The 18,483-nt window shown below is 59.4% G+C and carries 16 protein-coding genes; 11 read left to right on the forward strand and 5 right to left on the reverse strand.

Translation table 11 applies throughout. The features are described 5' to 3' along the window. Positions 1-54: 54 nt before the first annotated feature. The gene (locus HTT03_RS02625; RefSeq protein ID WP_174858325.1) at positions 55-1,059 is read right to left on the reverse strand and encodes a DctP family TRAP transporter solute-binding subunit; all 1,005 of its coding nucleotides are present in this window, start codon (positions 1,057-1,059) and stop codon (positions 55-57) included. Between the two features lie 124 nt (positions 1,060-1,183). Between HTT03_RS02625 and HTT03_RS02630 the strand changes: the two genes are divergently transcribed. From HTT03_RS02630 to HTT03_RS02655, 6 genes are all read left to right on the forward strand, one after another. Beyond that, positions 1,184-2,017: an IclR family transcriptional regulator gene (locus HTT03_RS02630; RefSeq protein ID WP_343035654.1), complete on the forward strand. Its 834-nt coding sequence runs from the start codon at positions 1,184-1,186 to the stop codon at positions 2,015-2,017. Beyond that, positions 2,014-3,183 carry an acetyl-CoA acetyltransferase gene (locus tag HTT03_RS02635; RefSeq protein ID WP_174858326.1) on the forward strand — a complete coding sequence of 390 codons (1,170 nt, stop codon included), beginning with the start codon at positions 2,014-2,016 and terminating at the stop codon, positions 3,181-3,183. The genes HTT03_RS02630 and HTT03_RS02635 overlap by 4 nt, the downstream gene beginning before the upstream one ends. Continuing rightward, positions 3,180-4,748: an acyl-CoA synthetase gene (locus HTT03_RS02640; RefSeq protein WP_174858327.1), complete on the forward strand. Its 1,569-nt coding sequence runs from the start codon at positions 3,180-3,182 to the stop codon at positions 4,746-4,748. The genes HTT03_RS02635 and HTT03_RS02640 overlap by 4 nt, the downstream gene beginning before the upstream one ends. Then, complete coding sequence (locus tag HTT03_RS02645) at positions 4,741-5,547, forward strand: PPC domain-containing DNA-binding protein (protein WP_174858328.1); 807 nt, start codon at positions 4,741-4,743, stop codon at positions 5,545-5,547. Before HTT03_RS02640 ends, HTT03_RS02645 begins: the two co-directional genes overlap by 8 nt. A 152-nt stretch (positions 5,548-5,699) precedes the next feature. After that, positions 5,700-6,860, forward strand: coding sequence for an RsmB/NOP family class I SAM-dependent RNA methyltransferase (locus HTT03_RS02650; RefSeq protein ID WP_174858329.1), 1,161 nt, complete (start codon positions 5,700-5,702; stop codon positions 6,858-6,860). 196 nt (positions 6,861-7,056) lie between these two features. Continuing rightward, positions 7,057-9,282 carry a hybrid sensor histidine kinase/response regulator gene (locus HTT03_RS02655; RefSeq protein WP_174858962.1) on the forward strand — a complete coding sequence of 742 codons (2,226 nt, stop codon included), beginning with the start codon at positions 7,057-7,059 and terminating at the stop codon, positions 9,280-9,282. A 33-nt stretch (positions 9,283-9,315) separates the two neighbouring features. Here the strand turns inward: HTT03_RS02655 and HTT03_RS02660 are convergent, their stop codons facing one another. Continuing rightward, on the reverse strand, positions 9,316-9,909 hold the full coding sequence (locus HTT03_RS02660; RefSeq protein ID WP_174858330.1) for a gamma-glutamyl kinase: 594 nt from the start codon (positions 9,907-9,909) through the stop codon (positions 9,316-9,318). 214 nt (positions 9,910-10,123) lie between these two features. Here HTT03_RS02660 and recA point away from each other — a divergent pair, with 214 nt between their 5' ends. From recA to HTT03_RS02680, 4 genes are all read left to right on the forward strand, one after another. Further along, positions 10,124-11,191 (forward strand): recombinase RecA, encoded by a 1,068-nt coding sequence (gene recA / locus HTT03_RS02665; RefSeq protein ID WP_174858331.1) that lies wholly within the window; start codon positions 10,124-10,126, stop codon positions 11,189-11,191. Positions 11,192-11,326: 135 nt separating this feature from the next. Continuing rightward, positions 11,327-13,984 carry an alanine--tRNA ligase gene (alaS, locus tag HTT03_RS02670; protein ID WP_174858332.1) on the forward strand — a complete coding sequence of 886 codons (2,658 nt, stop codon included), beginning with the start codon at positions 11,327-11,329 and terminating at the stop codon, positions 13,982-13,984. 5 nt (positions 13,985-13,989) lie between these two features. Continuing rightward, a complete protein-coding gene (locus tag HTT03_RS02675) occupies positions 13,990-14,277 on the forward strand; it encodes a DUF1330 domain-containing protein (RefSeq protein WP_174858333.1) in 288 nt (95 codons plus the stop codon). A gap of 82 nt (positions 14,278-14,359) precedes the next feature. After that, positions 14,360-15,085 (forward strand): phosphatase PAP2 family protein, encoded by a 726-nt coding sequence (locus HTT03_RS02680; protein WP_174858334.1) that lies wholly within the window; start codon positions 14,360-14,362, stop codon positions 15,083-15,085. An 83-nt stretch (positions 15,086-15,168) separates the two neighbouring features. On the opposite strand, the gene typA is transcribed toward HTT03_RS02680, so the two are convergent. The 3 genes from typA to HTT03_RS02695 all read right to left on the reverse strand — a co-directional run bounded on the left by typA (position 15,169) and on the right by HTT03_RS02695 (position 17,936). Then, on the reverse strand, positions 15,169-16,986 hold the full coding sequence (gene typA, locus HTT03_RS02685) for a translational GTPase TypA (RefSeq protein ID WP_174858335.1): 1,818 nt from the start codon (positions 16,984-16,986) through the stop codon (positions 15,169-15,171). A gap of 146 nt (positions 16,987-17,132) precedes the next feature. After that, a complete protein-coding gene (locus HTT03_RS02690; protein WP_174858336.1) occupies positions 17,133-17,462 on the reverse strand; it encodes a DMT family transporter in 330 nt (109 codons plus the stop codon). Positions 17,463-17,477: 15 nt separating this feature from the next. Then, a complete protein-coding gene (locus tag HTT03_RS02695; RefSeq protein WP_174858337.1) occupies positions 17,478-17,936 on the reverse strand; it encodes an Lrp/AsnC family transcriptional regulator in 459 nt (152 codons plus the stop codon). 115 nt (positions 17,937-18,051) lie between these two features. Between HTT03_RS02695 and HTT03_RS02700 the strand changes: the two genes are divergently transcribed. Further along, positions 18,052-18,258 (forward strand): DUF6356 family protein, encoded by a 207-nt coding sequence (locus HTT03_RS02700; protein WP_174858338.1) that lies wholly within the window; start codon positions 18,052-18,054, stop codon positions 18,256-18,258. The last annotated feature ends 225 nt before the right edge of the window (positions 18,259-18,483 follow it).

Raw genomic sequence — 18,483 nt, forward strand, 5'->3', positions numbered from 1 at the left:
GGCTGGTCCCTTCCCGGATCGGCGCGGCCTCATGGATGAGGCCGCGCTAAGACCTTAGTTCGCCGGGGCGGCGGCAATGGCGTCTTGGAAGCTGCTCACGATCTCGGTGCCGACTTTTTCGGCCCAAGTGTCAAAGGCAGGTTTGGTGGCCTTACGGAAGGCGGCAAGCTCTTCCTCGGAAGGCTCATAGACCTCCATGCCTTTTTCTTGCAGGAAGGCAACGCCTTCGGCAGTGCCTTTGCGGGTGATCTCTCGCTGGTATTCCATGGCCTCTGTCGCGGCGGCGCGCATCTGCTCTCGCTCTTCGGCTTCCAGACCGTCCCAGACCTTGGTGGACACGCCGAGGAAGATCGGATCGTAGGAATAATGCCATGTCGTCAGGTACTTTTGCACCTCAAACACCTGCTGGGGGATGATCACCGCGCCGATGGGGTTTTCTTGACCGTCGACAACACCCTGTTGCAGCGCTGTCATCGTCTCACCCCATTGCATTTGCTGGGGGTTGGCACCAAGCGCGTTCATCACGTCGATATACATCGGGCCGGCCACGCGCATGTTGAGCCCCTTCATGTCCTCGGGGGATTTGATCGGGCGAACGTTATTGGTGACTTCACGAAAGCCGTTTTCGCCCCACGCGAGCACTTCGATGCCCTTCTCGCGCAGAATGTCTTCAAGCAGTTTGGCGGGTTCGCCCTGCGTGGTCGCATCAACCTGCGCGTAACCGCCATAGAGGTAGGGCAGCGAAAAGACGGCCATTTCAGGCACTAGCGGGGTCACGTTGATCGCGGATGTGACCACCAGATCGAGCGCGCCGCGGCCGACCATTTCGGCCTGCTTCATCTGGTCGCCACCAGAGAGCTGCGCATTCGGGAAAACCCGAACGTCATAGGTGCCATCGGTCTTTTCAGCCAAAAGCTCGCCGAACTTTTCGGCCCCTTGGTGCCATGTCGTGCTGTCGCCGGTGTTGTGTGACAGGCGCAGGGTTTCGGCAACGGCCGCGCCGGACAACATCGTGGTGGCAAGCATCGTGGCCAAGGCGGCCTTTGCGATCATTTTCATAGTGGTCTCTCCCTCATTACGCCACAATGTGGAACAGAAGAATTCCTGTTGAGCAAGATATTTCTTGCAATAGTCGCCATAATGCGCAGGTCTTTGGCCCAAGACCTGTCTAGCGAAGTGAACGGTGGTCCATATTGTGATCGATCCAGAGGGCGCGGCCCCAGCCAGTGGAAGTCAAGCGGTGGACCGTGCTTTGGCGCTGTTGCAGATCACCGGTCGCAGTGCGGCGCGCGGCGTATCTTTGTCTGAGTTGATCGCGGCGTCAGGCTTGGGCAAACCCACTGTGCGGCGGTTGATGTTGGCTCTGATCCGGCGCGGGTTGGTCGAGCAGGACCGTGTGACGCGGCTCTACCATCTGGGCGAGGAAAGCTACGTCCTTGGCACGCTGGCGACACCGCGCCACGGGCTGCTGGAACACGCAGCGGACGCGGCGGTGCGTTTGGCGCGGGAAAGCGGTGACACGGCCTTTGTGAACATGCGGCGCGGCGCGGCGGCGATCTGTTTGCAGCGGGAGGACGGAGCTTACCCCATTCGCACTCATGCATTGGAAGCAGGGGACCAGCACCCCTTAGGGATCGGCGCGGGATCATTGGCGATGTTGAGCGCACTGCCTGATGCAGAGGTCGATATGGTGCTGGCCGATAACGCGGACCGACTGGCGGCGGATTATCCAAGTTACAACGCCGAACTGTTGCGGAGCGATGTGGCGCGAACGCGCGAAAGGGGGTTCGCGCTTAACCCCGGACGTATCGTGTCGGGCAGTTGGGGTGTTGGCGTTGTTCTGCGGCGTCCCGATGGGTCAGTTGCTGGGGCCCTCTCCATTGCGGCGATTGAAAGCCGGATGCAGTCGCCGCGCGATGCGGAACTGGCGGCCTTGTTGACGCGCGAGGCACAGGAAATCGAAACACGGTTGGCGCGGCGCTTGCCGCAGACGACCCAACAGGAGGATGAAAGATGACAGACCCCTATATCGTCGGCTGGGCGCATAGCGCCTTTGGCCGTTCCGAAGCTCCGGATACCGAAGCGCTTATGGCCGAGGTGACAGGCCCCGCGCTGGAGCATGCAGGGGTCGCGGCAGAGGACGTTGATGGCATCTTTGTCGGCGTGTTCAACAATGGCTTTTCGGATCAGGATTTTCAGGGCGCGCTGGTTGGCATGGGCAATGACGCCTTGGCTCGCACCCCCGCCACCCGCTATGAAAACGCCTGTGCCACCGGCTCTGCCGCGCTGCACGGCGCGATGGATTTCATCGCCAGTGGTCGGGGCAAGATCGCGCTTGTTGTGGGCGCTGAGAAGATGACTGCAACGCCGGGGGTTGAGGTCGGTGACATTCTGCTGGGCGCTTCCTACCGGCGCGAAGAGGCAGACGTGCGGGGCGGCTTTGCCGGGCTCTTTGGCCAGATCGCCGGCAGCTATTTCCAGCGCTACGGCGATCAGTCTGACGCTTTGGCGATGATCGCCTCCAAGAACCACCAAAACGGTATGCAAAACCCCTTTGCCCATATGCAGCGGGATTTCGACGTGGCGTTCTGCAATACAGTGTCGGAGAAGAACCCGCTCGTGGCTGGCCCCCTGCGACGTACCGATTGCTCATTGGTGTCGGATGGAGCGGCGGCGCTTGTGCTGGCCGCGCCTGAGGTGGCGGCAGAGTTGCAGCGGGCAATCCGTTTCCGCGCGCGCAGCCATACCAATGAGCCGCTGGCCCTGTCACGGCGCGACATCACGCGGTTTGATGGTGCGCGGCGGGCGTGGGAGCAGGCCTTTACGGCCAGCGGCGTGACGCTGGACGATTTGAGCCTGGTTGAGACTCATGACTGTTTCACCGTCGCCGAACTGCTGGAATACGAGGCCATGGGCCTGACCGAACCGGGGCAGGGCGACCGCGCCATCCGCGAAGGCTGGACGGCCACGGACGGGCGCTTGCCAGTGAACCCATCGGGCGGTCTGAAATCCAAGGGCCACCCCATTGGGGCCACGGGCGTGTCGATGCATGTGATGGCCGCAATGCAATTGATGGGCGACGCGGGCGGTATGCAGATCCCGGGCGCGGAACTTGCCGGCGTGTTCAACATGGGCGGGGCGGCTGTGGCCTCCTATGCCTCGATTCTTGAGCGGGTGACATGATGCAGCCGATTTCAACCCGGGTGATGAACCTCTCGCATTTCCTGACAAGCGCGGCACGGCGGCACGGGGATGATATTGGCCTTGTCTGGGGCGAGGCAATTTGGACATGGGCGGAGCTAGAAGCCCGCGCCACCGCCTTTGCCGCCGCGCTGCGCGATCGTTATGGCATGCAAAAGGGCGACCGTTTGCTGGTCCAATCGGCCAACTGTAACCAGATGTTCGAAGCCGCCTTTGCTTGTTGGAAGCTCGGCTGTGTCTGGGTGCCTGCTAATTTTCGTCAAACGCCTGAGGAAGTCGCGTGGCTGGCCGGATCTTCGGGGGCTAAAGGGCTGTTGGCGGGGGCCGAATTTGCCGATCATATCGCTGCCTGCGATTCGGCCGCCTTTACCGTGACCATTGGCGGCGAGGGGGCGGATGACTACGATGCGCTTGTCTCTGTCCATGCGGGTACAGCGGTAAATGCAGAACCTGTGGAGCGGGACGACCCGGCATGGTTCTTTTTCACCTCCGGCACCACGGGCAAGCCAAAGGCCGCCGTGCTGACCCATGGGCAATTGGCTTTTGTCGTGACCAATCACCTATGCGACCTGATGCCCGGCACTGGGCCTGACGATGCCTCGATCGTCGTGGCGCCGCTGTCCCATGGGGCAGGGGTTCACCAATTGGCGCAGGTCGCTCATGGCGTCAAAACCATTCTGCCCTGTGGGACAAAGTTCGACCCTGCTGAGGTCTGGCGGCTAGTTGCGAAATGGCGGGTCACCAATGTCTTCACCGTGCCGACCATCGTGAAACTGCTGGTCGAGCACCCGTCGGTGCATGAGCACGATCATACCAGCCTGCGCTATGTAATCTATGCGGGCGCGCCGATGTACCGCGCCGATCAAGTCCGCGCGCTTGAGACATTAGGCCCGATTCTCGTGCAGTATTTCGGCTTGGGTGAGGTGACCGGCAATATCACCGTTCTGCCGCCCGCGCATCACTCTGCCGATGACGCCACAATGCGCATCGGCACCTGCGGTTTCGCACGGACGGGGATGCAGGTTCAGGTGCAAGACGATCAAGGCCAAGAGGTCGCGCCGGGCGAGACCGGAGAAGTCGCCGTCATCGGTCCGGCGGTTTTTGCGGGCTATCACGACAACCCCGAAGCCAATGCCAAAGCCTTTCGCGATGGTTGGTTCTTGACGGGTGATCTCGGCCATATGGATGCACAGGGGTTCTTGTACCTCACGGATCGGGCGTCAGATATGTATATCTCGGGCGGCTCCAACATCTACCCGCGTGAGATTGAAGAGAAGATCCTGCAACACCCGGAGATCAGCGAATGTGCCGTTCTGGGCGTGCCGGACGCGACGTGGGGCGAGGTTGGCATCGCTGTCTGCGTGCGCCGCGGTGAGACGCCCGATGCGGCAAGCTTGCTGGCGTGGTTGGACGCCAAAGTGCCGCGCTATAAGATGCCGAAGAATGTGGTCTTCTGGGAAGAGATGCCAAAGTCGGGCTATGGCAAGATCACCAAGAAGCTGATCCGCGCCGAGCTTATGGCGCGGGGGGATATCGCCAGTGGCTAATGCGCGTATCCTGCAGCACCCCGGCCCAGTGGCGACAGAGCGCTTCAAGGCGGTCCCGTGCCGGGCGACCCGGCAGCGGGTGACATTGCGGGCCGGGGAAACGTTGCTGCAAGCGATGACCGAGGCTTCTAGCGGGGCCGGGGCTTGGTTCGACCTGCGGGATATACCCACCAAAACGCTGACCTTCGTGCGCCCTGCGCCTGCTTCCGATAGCCACCATGTCGCGTGGTACAGCGGGGAGACTGTGTTGAGCGACGCCGCGATCCGACAGGCAGGGGCGCATTTAGGTCGACGGGATGGCGCGGCCTTTGCCCATGTTCACGGTCTTTGGCAGGCGTCAGATGGGGCCCGTCACGCCGGACATCTGTTACCCGAGGCGACAGTTCTAAGCGCCGACTGTGAGGTTGATATCTGGCGATTGGATGGCGCGATCATGCAAAGCGAACCGGATGATGAAACGGAATTTACCCTGTTTCATCCAACCGCGACTTCCGTCGTAGATAGGCCGAACGCCGTCCTTGCAACCATTCGGCCCAATGAACTCTTGGAAGTTGGCATGGCGAAATGCGCCGCGACCGCCGCCGGGCCGATAGAGACCGTCAAAGGGTTGGGAAGCCTTATCGGTGTCCAGTTGGAAGATCAGACGGGATTGGAGGACGTCGCCACAGAAGTCTTGCTCACTGATCGAACGGGCCAAGATGTCGTCGCCGTGGGCTTTGAGGGGCTTGCCGTCGCCGGAAGGTTAACACCGGGGGCAAATCGGGTCTGCGTCACCTTTGAGGCGCTGCTGTTGTCGTAACGCGCCAACCGTCGCAGACAACCCCACCAGAGCGGCGGCAGGTCGCGCTCATCGCCGCAAATCCCCTTGTTATTGACGCCCTGGACAGGCACATCAGCGCCAGCCCCCGCATTGACTGTCGGATGCCCCATTCTTGACCTAAGGAATTTGCCATGACACCGGGCGCACGCGTATCGGCCGCAATCGAAGTTCTCGACGCCATCGCCGATGGGCTCGCCACAGAGCAGGCCCTGACCCGTTGGGCGCGGCAAAGCCGGTTTGCCGGGTCAAAGGACCGTGCCGCGATACGAGACCATGTCTTTGACGTGCTGCGCCAGCGGCGGACGGCAGCCCATTTTGGACAGGGCGAAACCGGACGCGCACTGATGATTGGCCTGTTGCACGCCCAAGGTGCGGATCTGGCCAGCCTGTTCACCGCCGAAGGCCATGCGCCCGCACCTTTGACAGCGCAAGAGCAGGACTTTCCGCCCGCACCAGAAGACCGTGCTGTCAGGTTGAACCTGCAAGACTGGCTCTTGCCTCATTTCGACGCTGCTTTGGGGAAGGGGGCCGATGCCACTGCGATGGCATTGCAAACCCGTGCGCCGATCTGTTTGCGCGTAAATACGGCAAAGATCGATGTCCCTCAGGCACAGGCCATGCTTGCGGAAAGCGGCGTGCAGACCCAATACAACAGGTTGGCCAGCACCGCCCTTACCGTGACCGACGGCGCGCGTCGTGTGCGGAATTCGTCTGCTTTCAAAGAAGGCTACGTCGAACTTCAGGATGCGGCCAGCCAAGCCGTTGTGGCAGCGCTTCCGGGCGGAGGGCAGGTGTTGGACTTTTGCGCAGGCGGTGGCGGCAAGGCTTTGGCGCTGGCAGTGGATCCCGACCGTCGGATTACAGCGCATGATATTGACCCGCGCCGGATGCGAGATCTTCCCCCCCGCGCGGCGCGGGCGGGGGTCGAGATTGCGATTGCTGATACCGCCACAGCCAAGGCACAGGCTCCCTATGATCTCGTGCTTTGCGATGCCCCCTGTTCCGGCTCCGGCGCTTGGCGGCGCGCGGCAGAGGGGAAATGGACTTTGACACCGGCGCGTCTCGATGAATTAACCCAAATACAGGACCAGATTCTAGACGATGCTGCCCTGCTGGTCGGACCAAAGGGGGTCTTGGCCTATGCCACCTGTTCTTTGCTGCGGTCGGAAAATGAGGATCGTGTGGATGCCTTTCTCGCGCGTCATCCCGGTTGGCGGGTCACGCAGATGCGCCGCTTCGACGTGACTGACGAGGGAGATGGCTTCTTCGCTGCACAGTTGATGCGCGACTGATTTCCGTCATACTCAACCAAAACGTGCAGAATGTGTCAGGGTTAAAGGCTGCTTAACCCTTAGTGCGCGTAATAGTCGGACGATTCGCGGTTATCGGGGGACTTACGTGCAGCAAGGTGTCCAACATTCCACGACCACGCCGCCCTCGGCTTTGCCAATAGGTCGGCGGCTGCAAACCATTCTATTGCTCGCTGTGATGGCGGGATGTTTGGCGCTGGTTGTACCGCATCAAACAGTGGCTTTGGCATTCGGGGCTTCTGCTGTAACTCTATTAGTGACCGCTCTTGGCGTAATCGGCCTGCGACGATGGGTCGGCCAACGCGAAAAGGTGGTCTCTGCCGGGGTTGCTGACTTTATCGCCAAGGACAGCACGCCGAGTTTTATTACCACCGGAGATGGCGAGATTATCAGCCAGAACCAATCCGCTGCTGCGGCTTTTGACACTTCAGAAAGTGCCACTTTGGCCGCCGCATTGAAGGATCATTTCGCCAATCCGGTCGGCATCCTTTACCGGCTTCAGTCCCGCGCAACCGCCAGCGGCAGCGCGCGAGAAGAGGTTATCACCCGCCGCGGCACGGTACGCCTTTCGGTACACGAACTGTCAGCCGATTGCTTCGTCTGGCGGATCGAACTGGTATCGGCTCGCGAAGCACCCCGCGCCGCGCAGGAGGGGTTGAGCCTGCCTATGCTGATGGCTGGACGCAGCGGCGCAATTCTTTTCATGAACGATGCCGCGCGCAGCCTGGCAGGCGGACGGGTCAAATCACTTGACCGGTTGTTCACTTCCCTGCCTGCCATCCCCGGTACCGTGGCCGAAATCACCACTGCAGAAGGGAACATGCAGGTGTTGGTTGCCGAAGTTTCCGCCGGGGCGGGACGCCGCGCACTTTACCTTCTCCCCCCGCTCGAAGGGGCGATGCCGACGGGCGAGCAGGGATGGGAAGCTTTCCAAGACCTCCCTGTTCCTTTAATAAAAGTCGGCCCTGATGGAACTGTGCAAACCTTTAACCGTATGGCCGCAAAGCTTATTGGCGTATCGCTGCGGCACGACACACAGCTCTCTCAGCTTATGGAAGGGTTGGGCCGTTCGATCAGCGATTGGCTTGACGATACCCTCGCGGGGCGGCTGGCGCAAAAGTCCGAATTTCTGCGCCTCACCCGTACGGACCGGGAAGTTTTTGTTCAGGTCACCCTTAATCGCGTCACCGAAGACGGGCGGCCCGCGCTCATTGCGGTCCTACAGGACGCGACCGAGCTAAAATCCTTGGAAGCGCAATTCGTACAAAGCCAAAAAATGCAGGCCATTGGCCAGTTGGCGGGGGGCGTGGCCCATGATTTCAACAATCTGCTCACCGCCATCTCTGGCCATTGTGATCTACTTTTGCTGCGCCATGATCAGGGAGATCCAGACTACAGCGATCTGGTGCAAATTAACCAGAATGCCAACCGCGCCGCCGCATTGGTTGGGCAACTGCTCGCCTTCTCCCGAAAGCAGACCTTGCGGCCCGAAACGCTTGATATGCGCGACACATTGGCGGACCTGACCCATTTGCTGAACCGATTGGTCGGGGAAAAGGTAACACTGACGCTCAGCCACGACCCAGTTCTTGCGCCAATCCGCGCCGATAAGCGTCAGCTTGAGCAGGTGCTGATGAACCTTGTGGTCAACGCCCGCGACGCCATGCCCGCGGGCGGGGAGATTCGTATTGTGACCGAAGTTTGCGAGTTGGAAAAACCTTTAGAACGTGACCGGGTAAGCGTGCCTGCGGGGCAGTATGTCACGGTGCAAGTCAATGACGACGGAACGGGGATTGCACCTGACAAACTGCAGAAGGTGTTTGAACCCTTCTTTACCACCAAACGCACCGGTGAGGGGACGGGTTTGGGGCTGTCGACCGCCTATGGTATCGTCAAACAGACAGGCGGTTTCATCTTTGTCGACAGCGTGCCGGGGCAGGGCACCTCCTTCACCCTATACTTTCCGGTGCTCGATGTGCAGCCAGCCCCCAGCCCACGCGCATCCGTTTCAAACACACGAAGCGGGCCGACCGAGCGCGCTGATGGGGTGATCCTTTTGGTCGAAGACGAAGCACCCGTGCGGGCCTTTGCCAGCCGTGCCCTGCGGCTACGGGGTTATACCGTTCTCGAAGCGGAATCTGCTGAAGCTGCTTTAAAAACGCTCGAAGACCAAAGCCTCGATATAGATGTGTTCGTCACGGATGTGGTGATGCCGGGCATGGACGGGCCCAGTTGGGTGCGTGAAGCGTTAAAGGACCGCCCCGGCGTCCGGGTAGTTTTCGTGTCGGGCTATGCAGAAGACAACTTTGGCGAGGCGCAGGCGAAAATTCCAAACTCTGTCTTTTTGCCCAAACCTTTCTCACTCACGGATCTTACAGATACGGTCCACAACCAATTGCACTGATACGCAGGCTGGACGGGCGAAATCGAAGACCTTTCAGGAGATCGAGTCGTATAGGTCAAACTCCGCTGCGAACTTGCGCCGGAACCGCTTTTCCACGTTGGGCGATAGGTCGAGCGTCATCTGCGGTGAGACATTCTCTCTGCTAAGCTCAAGGGACATTCCAAGCCGTTCCTCAAGAAACGCCTGCAAACGCAGCTGATTTTCATAGCGGAAATGATGGGTGATCCCCGTCCCATTCGGCTGCGTTTCCATGAACTTTAACTGACTGCCGACATCCGCAAAACCCGGTTTGTCACCCTTCATATAGGCCAAAACAAATTCGTCGAAACTCACATCGAAAGTGTTGTTCGGCTTGCCCTCCATGAAGGGACGGCGGCGATAGCGATACCAACTGCCCAGCCACGAAATCGGCTCTCGCATCACTGCCATCAACTCCAACTCCACGTCACAGACCTTTGCAAACATAGGTCGAATGAAGCGGTTGTAGCGGTATACGGGCGCGTGTTTCAGCATCGGTGGCTCGGAAATGACCATGTCAGCATGGGGTGCGAGCGCTTTTTCATAGGCTGTCGTACCCGTTTTAGGGACCGACAAAAACGCCAGTCGTTGTTTGAAAAAAACGATCACCTGCGGGCAGTCCCTTAAAAAATTGCCTTTGTCTTTCGTGGGTAAACTATTTCTTTACCAAGGGGGAGGAAAGATGAACTGCAAACAAATTGATTGAAATGTTCTCTCTTTTCCCCCATATGGAACATTAGAAGAACATAAGCGGCGTAACGCAGATGGGAAAGCACAGGCGATTGCCGCCGGGGCGCCACTGTGACACTAAGGGATAAACCTAATGGCAACGGCAGATCTTTTGACAATGGACAAGAAAACCGCTGAAAAGCAAAAGGCGCTCGACAGCGCGCTGGCCCAGATCGAACGTCAGTTCGGCAAAGGGTCGATCATGAAATTGGGCGCCGAAGGGGCGATTCAGGATATTAAAGCAAGCTCCACCGGCTCGCTCGGTCTGGATATTGCGCTTGGCATTGGCGGGTTGCCGATGGGGCGGATCATTGAGATCTATGGCCCTGAATCTTCGGGCAAAACAACTTTGACGCTGCATTGTGTTGCGGAACAGCAAAAGGCGGGTGGCGTTTGTGCCTTTGTCGACGCCGAACACGCGCTTGATCCGCAATACGCTAAAAAGCTGGGTGTGGACATTGATGAGCTGCTGATTTCTCAGCCCGACACTGGCGAGCAAGCGCTTGAAATTACCGACACTTTGGTACGCTCCGGTGCGGTAAACATGGTCATCGTCGACTCTGTTGCGGCGCTGACACCGAAATCCGAGCTCGAAGGTGAGATGGGCGACAGCAGCGTTGGCGTGCAGGCGCGTTTGATGAGCCAAGCCATGCGGAAGCTGACCGGTTCGATCAGCCGTTCGAATTGTATGGTGATTTTCATTAACCAAATCCGGATGAAAATCGGCGTGATGTTCGGCTCGCCTGAAACCACCACCGGCGGCAACGCCTTGAAGTTCTACTCCTCGGTGCGTCTGGACATTCGCCGCATTGGCGCGCTGAAGGACCGCGATGAGGTGGTTGGCAACGCCACCAAGGTCAAAATCGTCAAAAACAAAGTCGCACCGCCGTTTAAGCAGGTCGAGTTCGACATCATGTATGGCGAAGGCATTTCCAAAATGGGCGAATTGCTCGATCTGGGTGTGAAAGCGGGTGTCGTTGATAAATCTGGCTCGTGGTTCAGCTATGGAGATGAGCGGATCGGGCAGGGGCGTGAGAACGCTAAGAACTTCCTGAAAGAAAACACCGCAATGGCTTCTGAAATCGAAGATAAGATCCGTGCGGCGCATGGGTTGGATTTCGAAGGTTCCGGCGGGGATGATGCCGATATTCTCGAAGCCTGACCGCGAAGGTTAACGCGATCCAGCAAAAGGGGCGTGGCCATAGGCTGCGCCCTTTTTCCTGCGCAGCGGCGGTGGACAGCGCCGGGGCTGAGGGGTATTTGGGACCGATCCAATCTGCCCCGGAAGGCCTCGCCCATGAAGACGCTGAACGATATTCGCTCCACTTTTCTAAATTATTTCGATGCGCAGGGGCATCAGGTCGTCCCCTCCAGCCCATTGGTGCCGCGCAACGATCCGACGTTGATGTTCACGGCTGCGGGTATGGTTCAGTTTAAGAACCTTTTTACTGGCGTCGAAACCCGCGACTACAGCCGCGCCGCGTCTGCGCAGAAATGCGTGCGGGCGGGTGGCAAGCATAATGACCTTGATAACGTGGGCTATACCGCGCGGCACCACACGTTTTTTGAGATGCTGGGCAACTTCAGCTTTGGCGACTATTTCAAAGCCGAAGCGATCCCTTTTGCTTGGGATTTGCTGACGAAAGAGTTTGGCATTGATCCCAATCGCTTGTTGGTCACCGTGTACCATACTGATGAAGAAGCGGTTAACATCTGGAAAGCGCATACTGGACTGCCGGATGAGCGGATCATTCGCATTGCCACGGATGATAACTTTTGGTCCGCCGGCCCGACTGGCCCCTGCGGGCCTTGCACCGAAATTTTCTATGACCACGGCGATCACATCTGGGGGGGGCCTCCGGGCAGCCCGGAGGAAGACGGCGACCGCTTTGTAGAGATTTGGAACCTCGTCTTCATGCAATATGAGCAGTTCGCAGATGGCACACGCCAGCCTCTGCCGAACCAATCGATTGACACAGGCATGGGGATTGAGCGCGTTGCGGCCTTGTTGCAAGGCACGAACGACAACTACGCCACGGACCTGATGCGGAGCTTAATTGAAGCCAGCGCCCATGCGTCCTCGACCGATCCGGACGGACCGGGCAAGACCCACCACCGGGTGATTGCCGACCACCTGCGTTCGACGTCGTTCCTGATTGCCGATGGGGTGATGCCCTCAAACGAGGGCCGCGGTTACGTATTGCGCCGCATTATGCGCCGTGCCATGCGACATGCGCATTTGCTCGGCGTTAAGGACCCGTTAATGCATCAGCTTGTACCCTCATTGGTGCAACAGATGGGCGCGGCCTATCCAGAACTAGGTCAGGCGCAATCACTGATCCGTGAAACCCTGCTGCTGGAGGAAACCCGTTTTCGCCAAACGCTCGATCGCGGGCTGAAACTGCTGGATGACGAGTTGAGCGGCCTGCCCGAGGGGGCGACCCTGCCGGGCGAAGCGGCGTTCAAGCTCTATGACACATATGGCTTCCCGCTGGACCTCACCCAAGATGCGCTGCGCGAAAAGGGTCGGGCGGTGGATACCGAAGGGTTTGATACCGCGATGGCAGCGCAGAAGGCCAAGGCCCGTGCAGCTTGGGCAGGCTCCGGCGAGGCGGCGGATGCGACGGTTTGGTTCAACGTGGCCGATGAGCATGGCGTCACGGAGTTCCTTGGCTATGACACGGAAACTGCCGAAGGGCAGATCGTGGCCTTGGTACAGGGCGGTGATCTGGTCGAGGTGGCGGCGATCAGCAGCGACGTTCAGGTTGCGCTGAACCAAACGCCATTCTACGCCGAAAGCGGCGGGCAAGTTGGCGACACGGGCATCATTCGCACGCCGACGGGGCGTGTGGAAGTGACCGATACGCGCAAATCAGCGGGCGTCTTCGTGCACTTCGGCCATGTGGTTGAGGGAGAGATCAAACCCGGTCAAACGGCTGTTTTAGAAGTGGATTCCGCGCGGCGTACGGCGATCCGGGCGAACCACTCCGCGACCCACCTGCTGCATGAAGCGCTGCGCAATGCGCTTGGTGAGCATGTCTCTCAGCGTGGCTCGTTGAATGCGCATGACCGCCTGCGGTTTGACTTTTCTCATGCCAAGGGTCTGACGCAAGAAGAGCTCAGCCAAGTTGAGCGCGAGGTGAACGACTACATCCGTCAGAACACGCCGGTTGAGACACGGATCATGACGCCAGACGACGCGCGGGCCATCGGGGCGCAGGCGCTCTTTGGCGAAAAATACGGCGACGAAGTGCGCGTTGTGTCGATGGGCCAGCTTGAAGGGTCCGGCAAGGGCAGCGACAAATCGACCTATTCGTTGGAGCTTTGCGGCGGCACCCATGTGCGCCAGACCGGCGATATTGGTGCCTTTGTTCTGCTGGGCGACAGCGCCAGCAGCGCTGGCGTGCGTCGGATCGAAGCCCTGACCGGGACCGAGGCCTTGAACTGGTTGCGCGAGCAGGAAGCAGCGCTGAGCCGGGTCGCGGCTGAGCTCAAGACCTCGACCAGTGACGTGCCGGACCGGGTACGCGCCTTGTTGGAGGAACGCCGGAACCTATCCAATGAAGTCGCGCAGTTACGGCGCGAACTGGCTATGGCGGGCGGCGGCGCGGCAGCGCCAGAAGCGCGTGAGGTGAATGGCGTGAAATTCGTCGGCCAAGTGCTCAACGGCGTGACGGGCAAAGACCTGCCTGCGTTGGTGGATGAGCATAAGGCCAAGCTCGGCTCGGGCGCGGTACTGTTGATCGCCGATACCGGCAGCAAAGCTGCGGTTGCGGGTGGTGTGACCAAGGATTTGACAGATCGCTTTTCTGCGGTTGAGATGGTCAAGGCAGCGGTGGCCGAATTGGGTGGCAAGGGCGGCGGTGGTCGGCCTGACATGGCCCAAGGGGGCGGTGCATCGGCAGAGAATGCGGAGGCGGCGATTGCTGCGGCTGAAAACACTTTGAAAGGATAAGACCCATGGGCGCACTTTGGATTGCACATGTCACCGTCACCGACGAAGAGGCCTATAAGAAATACGCCGCCGGGGCGACCGAAGCGATCGCCGCCCATGGCGGCAAGTTCATCGCACGCGGCGGGCGTTTTGTTCAGCTTGAAGGTAAGGAACGGCCACGCAATGTAGTGGCCCGCTTTCAGGACGTCGAAACGGCGGAGAATTGTTACCACTCAGACGCTTATCAGGCGGCGTTAAACCACGCGCGTGGCGCGTCAGAGCGGGAATTGTTGATCGTCGAAACCGACGAGTGAGCTTAAGCGTCGCGGCTGACCACTGGCCGGGCGCATTACTTTTTTCAGAGGGAACCTTCCTTCGCAACTGAGGTTGAGCCGTATGAACCTCGACCGCATATCCGCCTTCGCCCATTGGTGCCGCCGCCATGTGGAGGTGACCACGCTCGCGTTAATGAGCCTTTCGATCATCGCGGTTTGGACGTTGGCGGAACTGACCGAAGAGGTCGTCGCGGGGAGTACCAGCAGCCTTGACCGCGACATTCTCCTTTTTCTGCGCACGCCGGGTGATCTTTCGGACCCCATTGGCCCATGGTGGGTCGAGGAGATCGGCCGCGACCTGACGGCACTGGGCGGCGTCGCGGTATTGGTGCTGACCACGGTTGTGGTCTCACTCTTTTTTCTGCTGCAGCGGCGATGGTCCACGGCCCTCTATATTCTCGTGACGGTTGGCGGGGGCATTGTGTTGAGCAGCATCGCCAAGGAATTTTTTGACCGCCCGCGCCCGGATCTCGTGCCGCATGGCTCGCTGGTGCATACGGCCAGCTTTCCCTCGGGACATTCGATGATGGCGGCGGTGGCCTATCTGACACTCGGCGCAATGGTCGCGCGGGCGCAAACCCGATGGGCGCTTAAGGTTTATACGCTCGCCGTGGCCGTGCTGCTCACGCTCCTCGTTGGGGTGAGCCGGGTCTATATGGGCGTGCATTGGCCGACCGATGTGGCGGCGGGCTGGTTGGGCGGTGGCGCATGGGCGGTGCTGTGTTTGGCGGTCGCACGCAGCCTGGCCAAACGCGGGCATATCGACCAAGAGCCAAGCGATAGCTGAAGGCACCACACCACAGTTCCAAATGTAGAAACGGCAGCGTATCCATCAGATGCGCTGCCGTTTTTCGTAGATAGTGTGGCTGCTTAGCCAGCTTTCGCCATACGCTTGCGCTCATGCGGATCAAGGAACCGCTTGCGCAGGCGGATTGCGTTGGGCGTCACTTCGACAAGCTCATCATCGTCGATATAGGCAATCGCCTCCTCAAGGCTCAGCGTCATCGGCGTGGTCAGGCGTACTGCCTCGTCGGTGCCGGAGGCGCGGACGTTGGTCAGTTTCTTGCCCTTCAACGGGTTTACCTCAAGATCATTCTCGCGGCTGTGCTCGCCAATGATCATGCCGGTATAGACGTCAGCCTGCGCGCCGATCATCATCTTGCCACGCTCTTCGAGGTTCCACAGGGCGAAGGCGACCGAGGTGCCGTTTTCCATGGAAATCAAAACGCCTGCCCGACGACCGGGGATCGGCCCTTTGTGCGGCGCCCAGGAATGGAAAACCCGGTTGATAACACCTGTGCCGCGCGTGTCGGTCAGGAATTCGCCGTGGTACCCGATCAGTCCGCGCGAAGGAACATGGGCAATGATGCGGGTCTTGCCTGCGCCTGCGGGTTTCATCTCGACCAACTCGCCCTTGCGAGTGCCGGTGATCTTTTCAATGACCGCGCCGGAGTATTCGTCATCGACGTCGATGGTAGCTTCTTCGATGGGCTCATGGCGCACGCCGTCGATCTCTTGGAACAGAACCTGCGGGCGGGAGATCGAAAGCTCGAAACCCTCACGGCGCATGTTTTCGATCAGAACGCCCATCTGCAATTCGCCACGACCAGCAACTTCGAAAGCATCGCCGCCCGGTGTGTCGGAGATTTTGATCGCGACGTTGGATTCGGCTTCTTTCATCAGACGCTCGCGGATCACGCGGGACTGCACCTTTTTACCGTCACGGCCCGCCAGCGGGCTGTCATTGATGCCGAAGGTCACGGTGATGGTAGGCGGGTCGATCGGCTGGGCGGGGATCGCCTCGTCAACAGAGGTGTCGGCCAGCGTGTCGGCCACGGTTGCTTTGGTCATGCCCGCGATGGAGACGATGTCGCCCGCTTCGGCCAGATCGATGGCCGTCTGCTCCAACCCGCGGAAGGCGAGGATTTTGGTGCAGCGGAAGTTCTCGATCAGCGTGCCGTCGCGCGACATGGCTTTGATTGTCTGGCCCGCTTTCAACGTGCCAGTTTCAACACGACCGGTGAGCAAGCGGCCCAAGAACGGGTCGCCGCCCAATGTGGTGGCCAGCATGGTGAAAGGCTTGTCGGCGTTTTCGATCTGCTTGGGGGCAGGGACATGCTCAAGGATCAGGTCAAACAGGGCATCGAGCCCGTCGCGCTTGCCGTCAAGCGTATGATCGGCCCAGCCGGAGCGGCCAGAAGCATACATGGCGGGGAAATCAAGCTGCTCTTCGCTGGCATCCAAGCTGGCGAATAGGTCAAAACATTCATCAAGCGCGCGGTCCGGCTCGCCATCAGGCTTGTCGACTTTGTTGACGACGACGATTGGGCGCAGGCCCAGTTTCAGCGCTTTCGAGGTTACGAATTTGGTCTGGGGCATCGGACCTTCGGCGGCGTCCACCAGCAGGACCACACCGTCGACCATCGACAGAATGCGCTCAACCTCACCGCCAAAATCGGCGTGGCCGGGGGTGTCGACGATGTTGATGCGGGTGTTTTTCCACACAACCGACGTCGGCTTGGCAAAGATGGTGATCCCGCGCTCGCGCTCCAGATCGTTGCTGTCCATGGCACGCTCAGTCGTGGCCTGGTTCTCACGGTAGGTGCCGGATTGCTTTAGAAGCTCGTCTACCAGCGTGGTTTTGCCGTGGTCAACGTGGGCGATAATTGCGATGTTGCGCAGATCCATTAAGTAAGCCTTTGGATTGGGGAGTGGCGCGCAGGCCGATGGCCGCACGAGAGATTGCGCCGCCAATAACGTGCTGCGGCGTTAATTGCTAGTCCTAATGACTAAAGTGGGCTCTTGCAGCGTTCTATCGGCGCACAACTGCCGGTTTAATGGGGGCTGGTTTTGGAGAACAGGTGGATGATCAGGATGCCGCAAATAATAAATGCGATCCCCAAAAGCGCTGGAGGATCGAGCCTTTGGCCAAAGAGCAAGAAGCCAATGATCGCGATAAACACGATGCCAAGCCCCGCCCAAAGCGCATAGACCACGCCGACGGGCATGACTTTGAGCGTCAGCGACATGCAGTAAAACGAGATTACGTAAAACACCACCACCGCGACGGAGGGCCAAAGCCGGGTAAACTGCTGGGACGCCTGAACGGCGGTCGTGCCAAGGGTTTCGGCGATCACCGCGATGAACAGCCACAGGTAATGCATGGGGTGACGCCTTATTCAAAGGGGCAGTTGCGTGGTTTCCTTGATCTCTTCCATGACAAAACTGGCAGAGACATCGGACAGCGGTACTTTGCGAATGAGATCTTGATACAATTGGTCGTATCCCGCCATATCCGCAACCCGCGCACGGATCAAATAGTCCAGATCGCCGGTCATGCGGTAGACGCCGAGGATTTCCGGCATGGCGGCGGTGGCTTTTGAGAATTTCTCAAGCCAGTCGGGCGCGTGGGCATTGGTGCGCACTTGGATGAAGACGCTTAAACCTAGCCCAAGTTTTGACGCATCCAGGAGCGTTACCCTGCCTTTAATGATGCCCGCTGTTTCCAGTGCTCTAATGCGCCGCCAACAGGCGTTGCGCGACAGGTTGACCGCCGCGCCGAGGGCTTCGAGCGACTGGCCAGCGTCGCGTTGCAGTTCCACCAGAATGCGGCGGTCAATCTCATCAAGCGTTGTCATCTTTGCAATTTGGCGGGAAGATTTCCCAAGGGCAAGCGAATCCTTGCAAGGATTTGAGAAAACGTCACGCAGGCTTTGCGGTAGGTTAGGGGAAGGCAAATCACAGGAGCTCTCTATGATCGCGCGTATTTTTCTCGACCATCCGGCTAAGGTGGAAGAGACGTTTTTCCAGCATATGGCTTTCGCGCTGAAGTTTTCCGGACTGCTCTTTGCGGCGGCGGGCGCGGCGTTGGTCCATGCGCTGATCCCCTGTCTGTTTGAGAAGACCGCGAGCAGGATTATCGCGAAGCTTTACGCGCGGACGCATAACCGGGGGCAGTAAGCCACGAGGGCCAGCGCCTGCTCATGGGGCGGCGATCCGAACCGTGATCCGTGCCACTTTATGGTGCAGCCTTTATATGACGTCGTAAAGGTACACCCAGCCTCACAAAATCGCCTCCCCGCGTGGACGGGCAGGCGATGGCCCGGGGCCTGCGGATTGATTCCGGGCTAGGGTGGTAATCGAGACCGCAAAAAGGGGCCGCGTTCATAGCGGCCCTCTTAAAGC

Source organism: Sulfitobacter maritimus (assembly GCF_013346665.1).
Lineage (GTDB): Bacteria > Pseudomonadota > Alphaproteobacteria > Rhodobacterales > Rhodobacteraceae > Sulfitobacter > Sulfitobacter maritimus.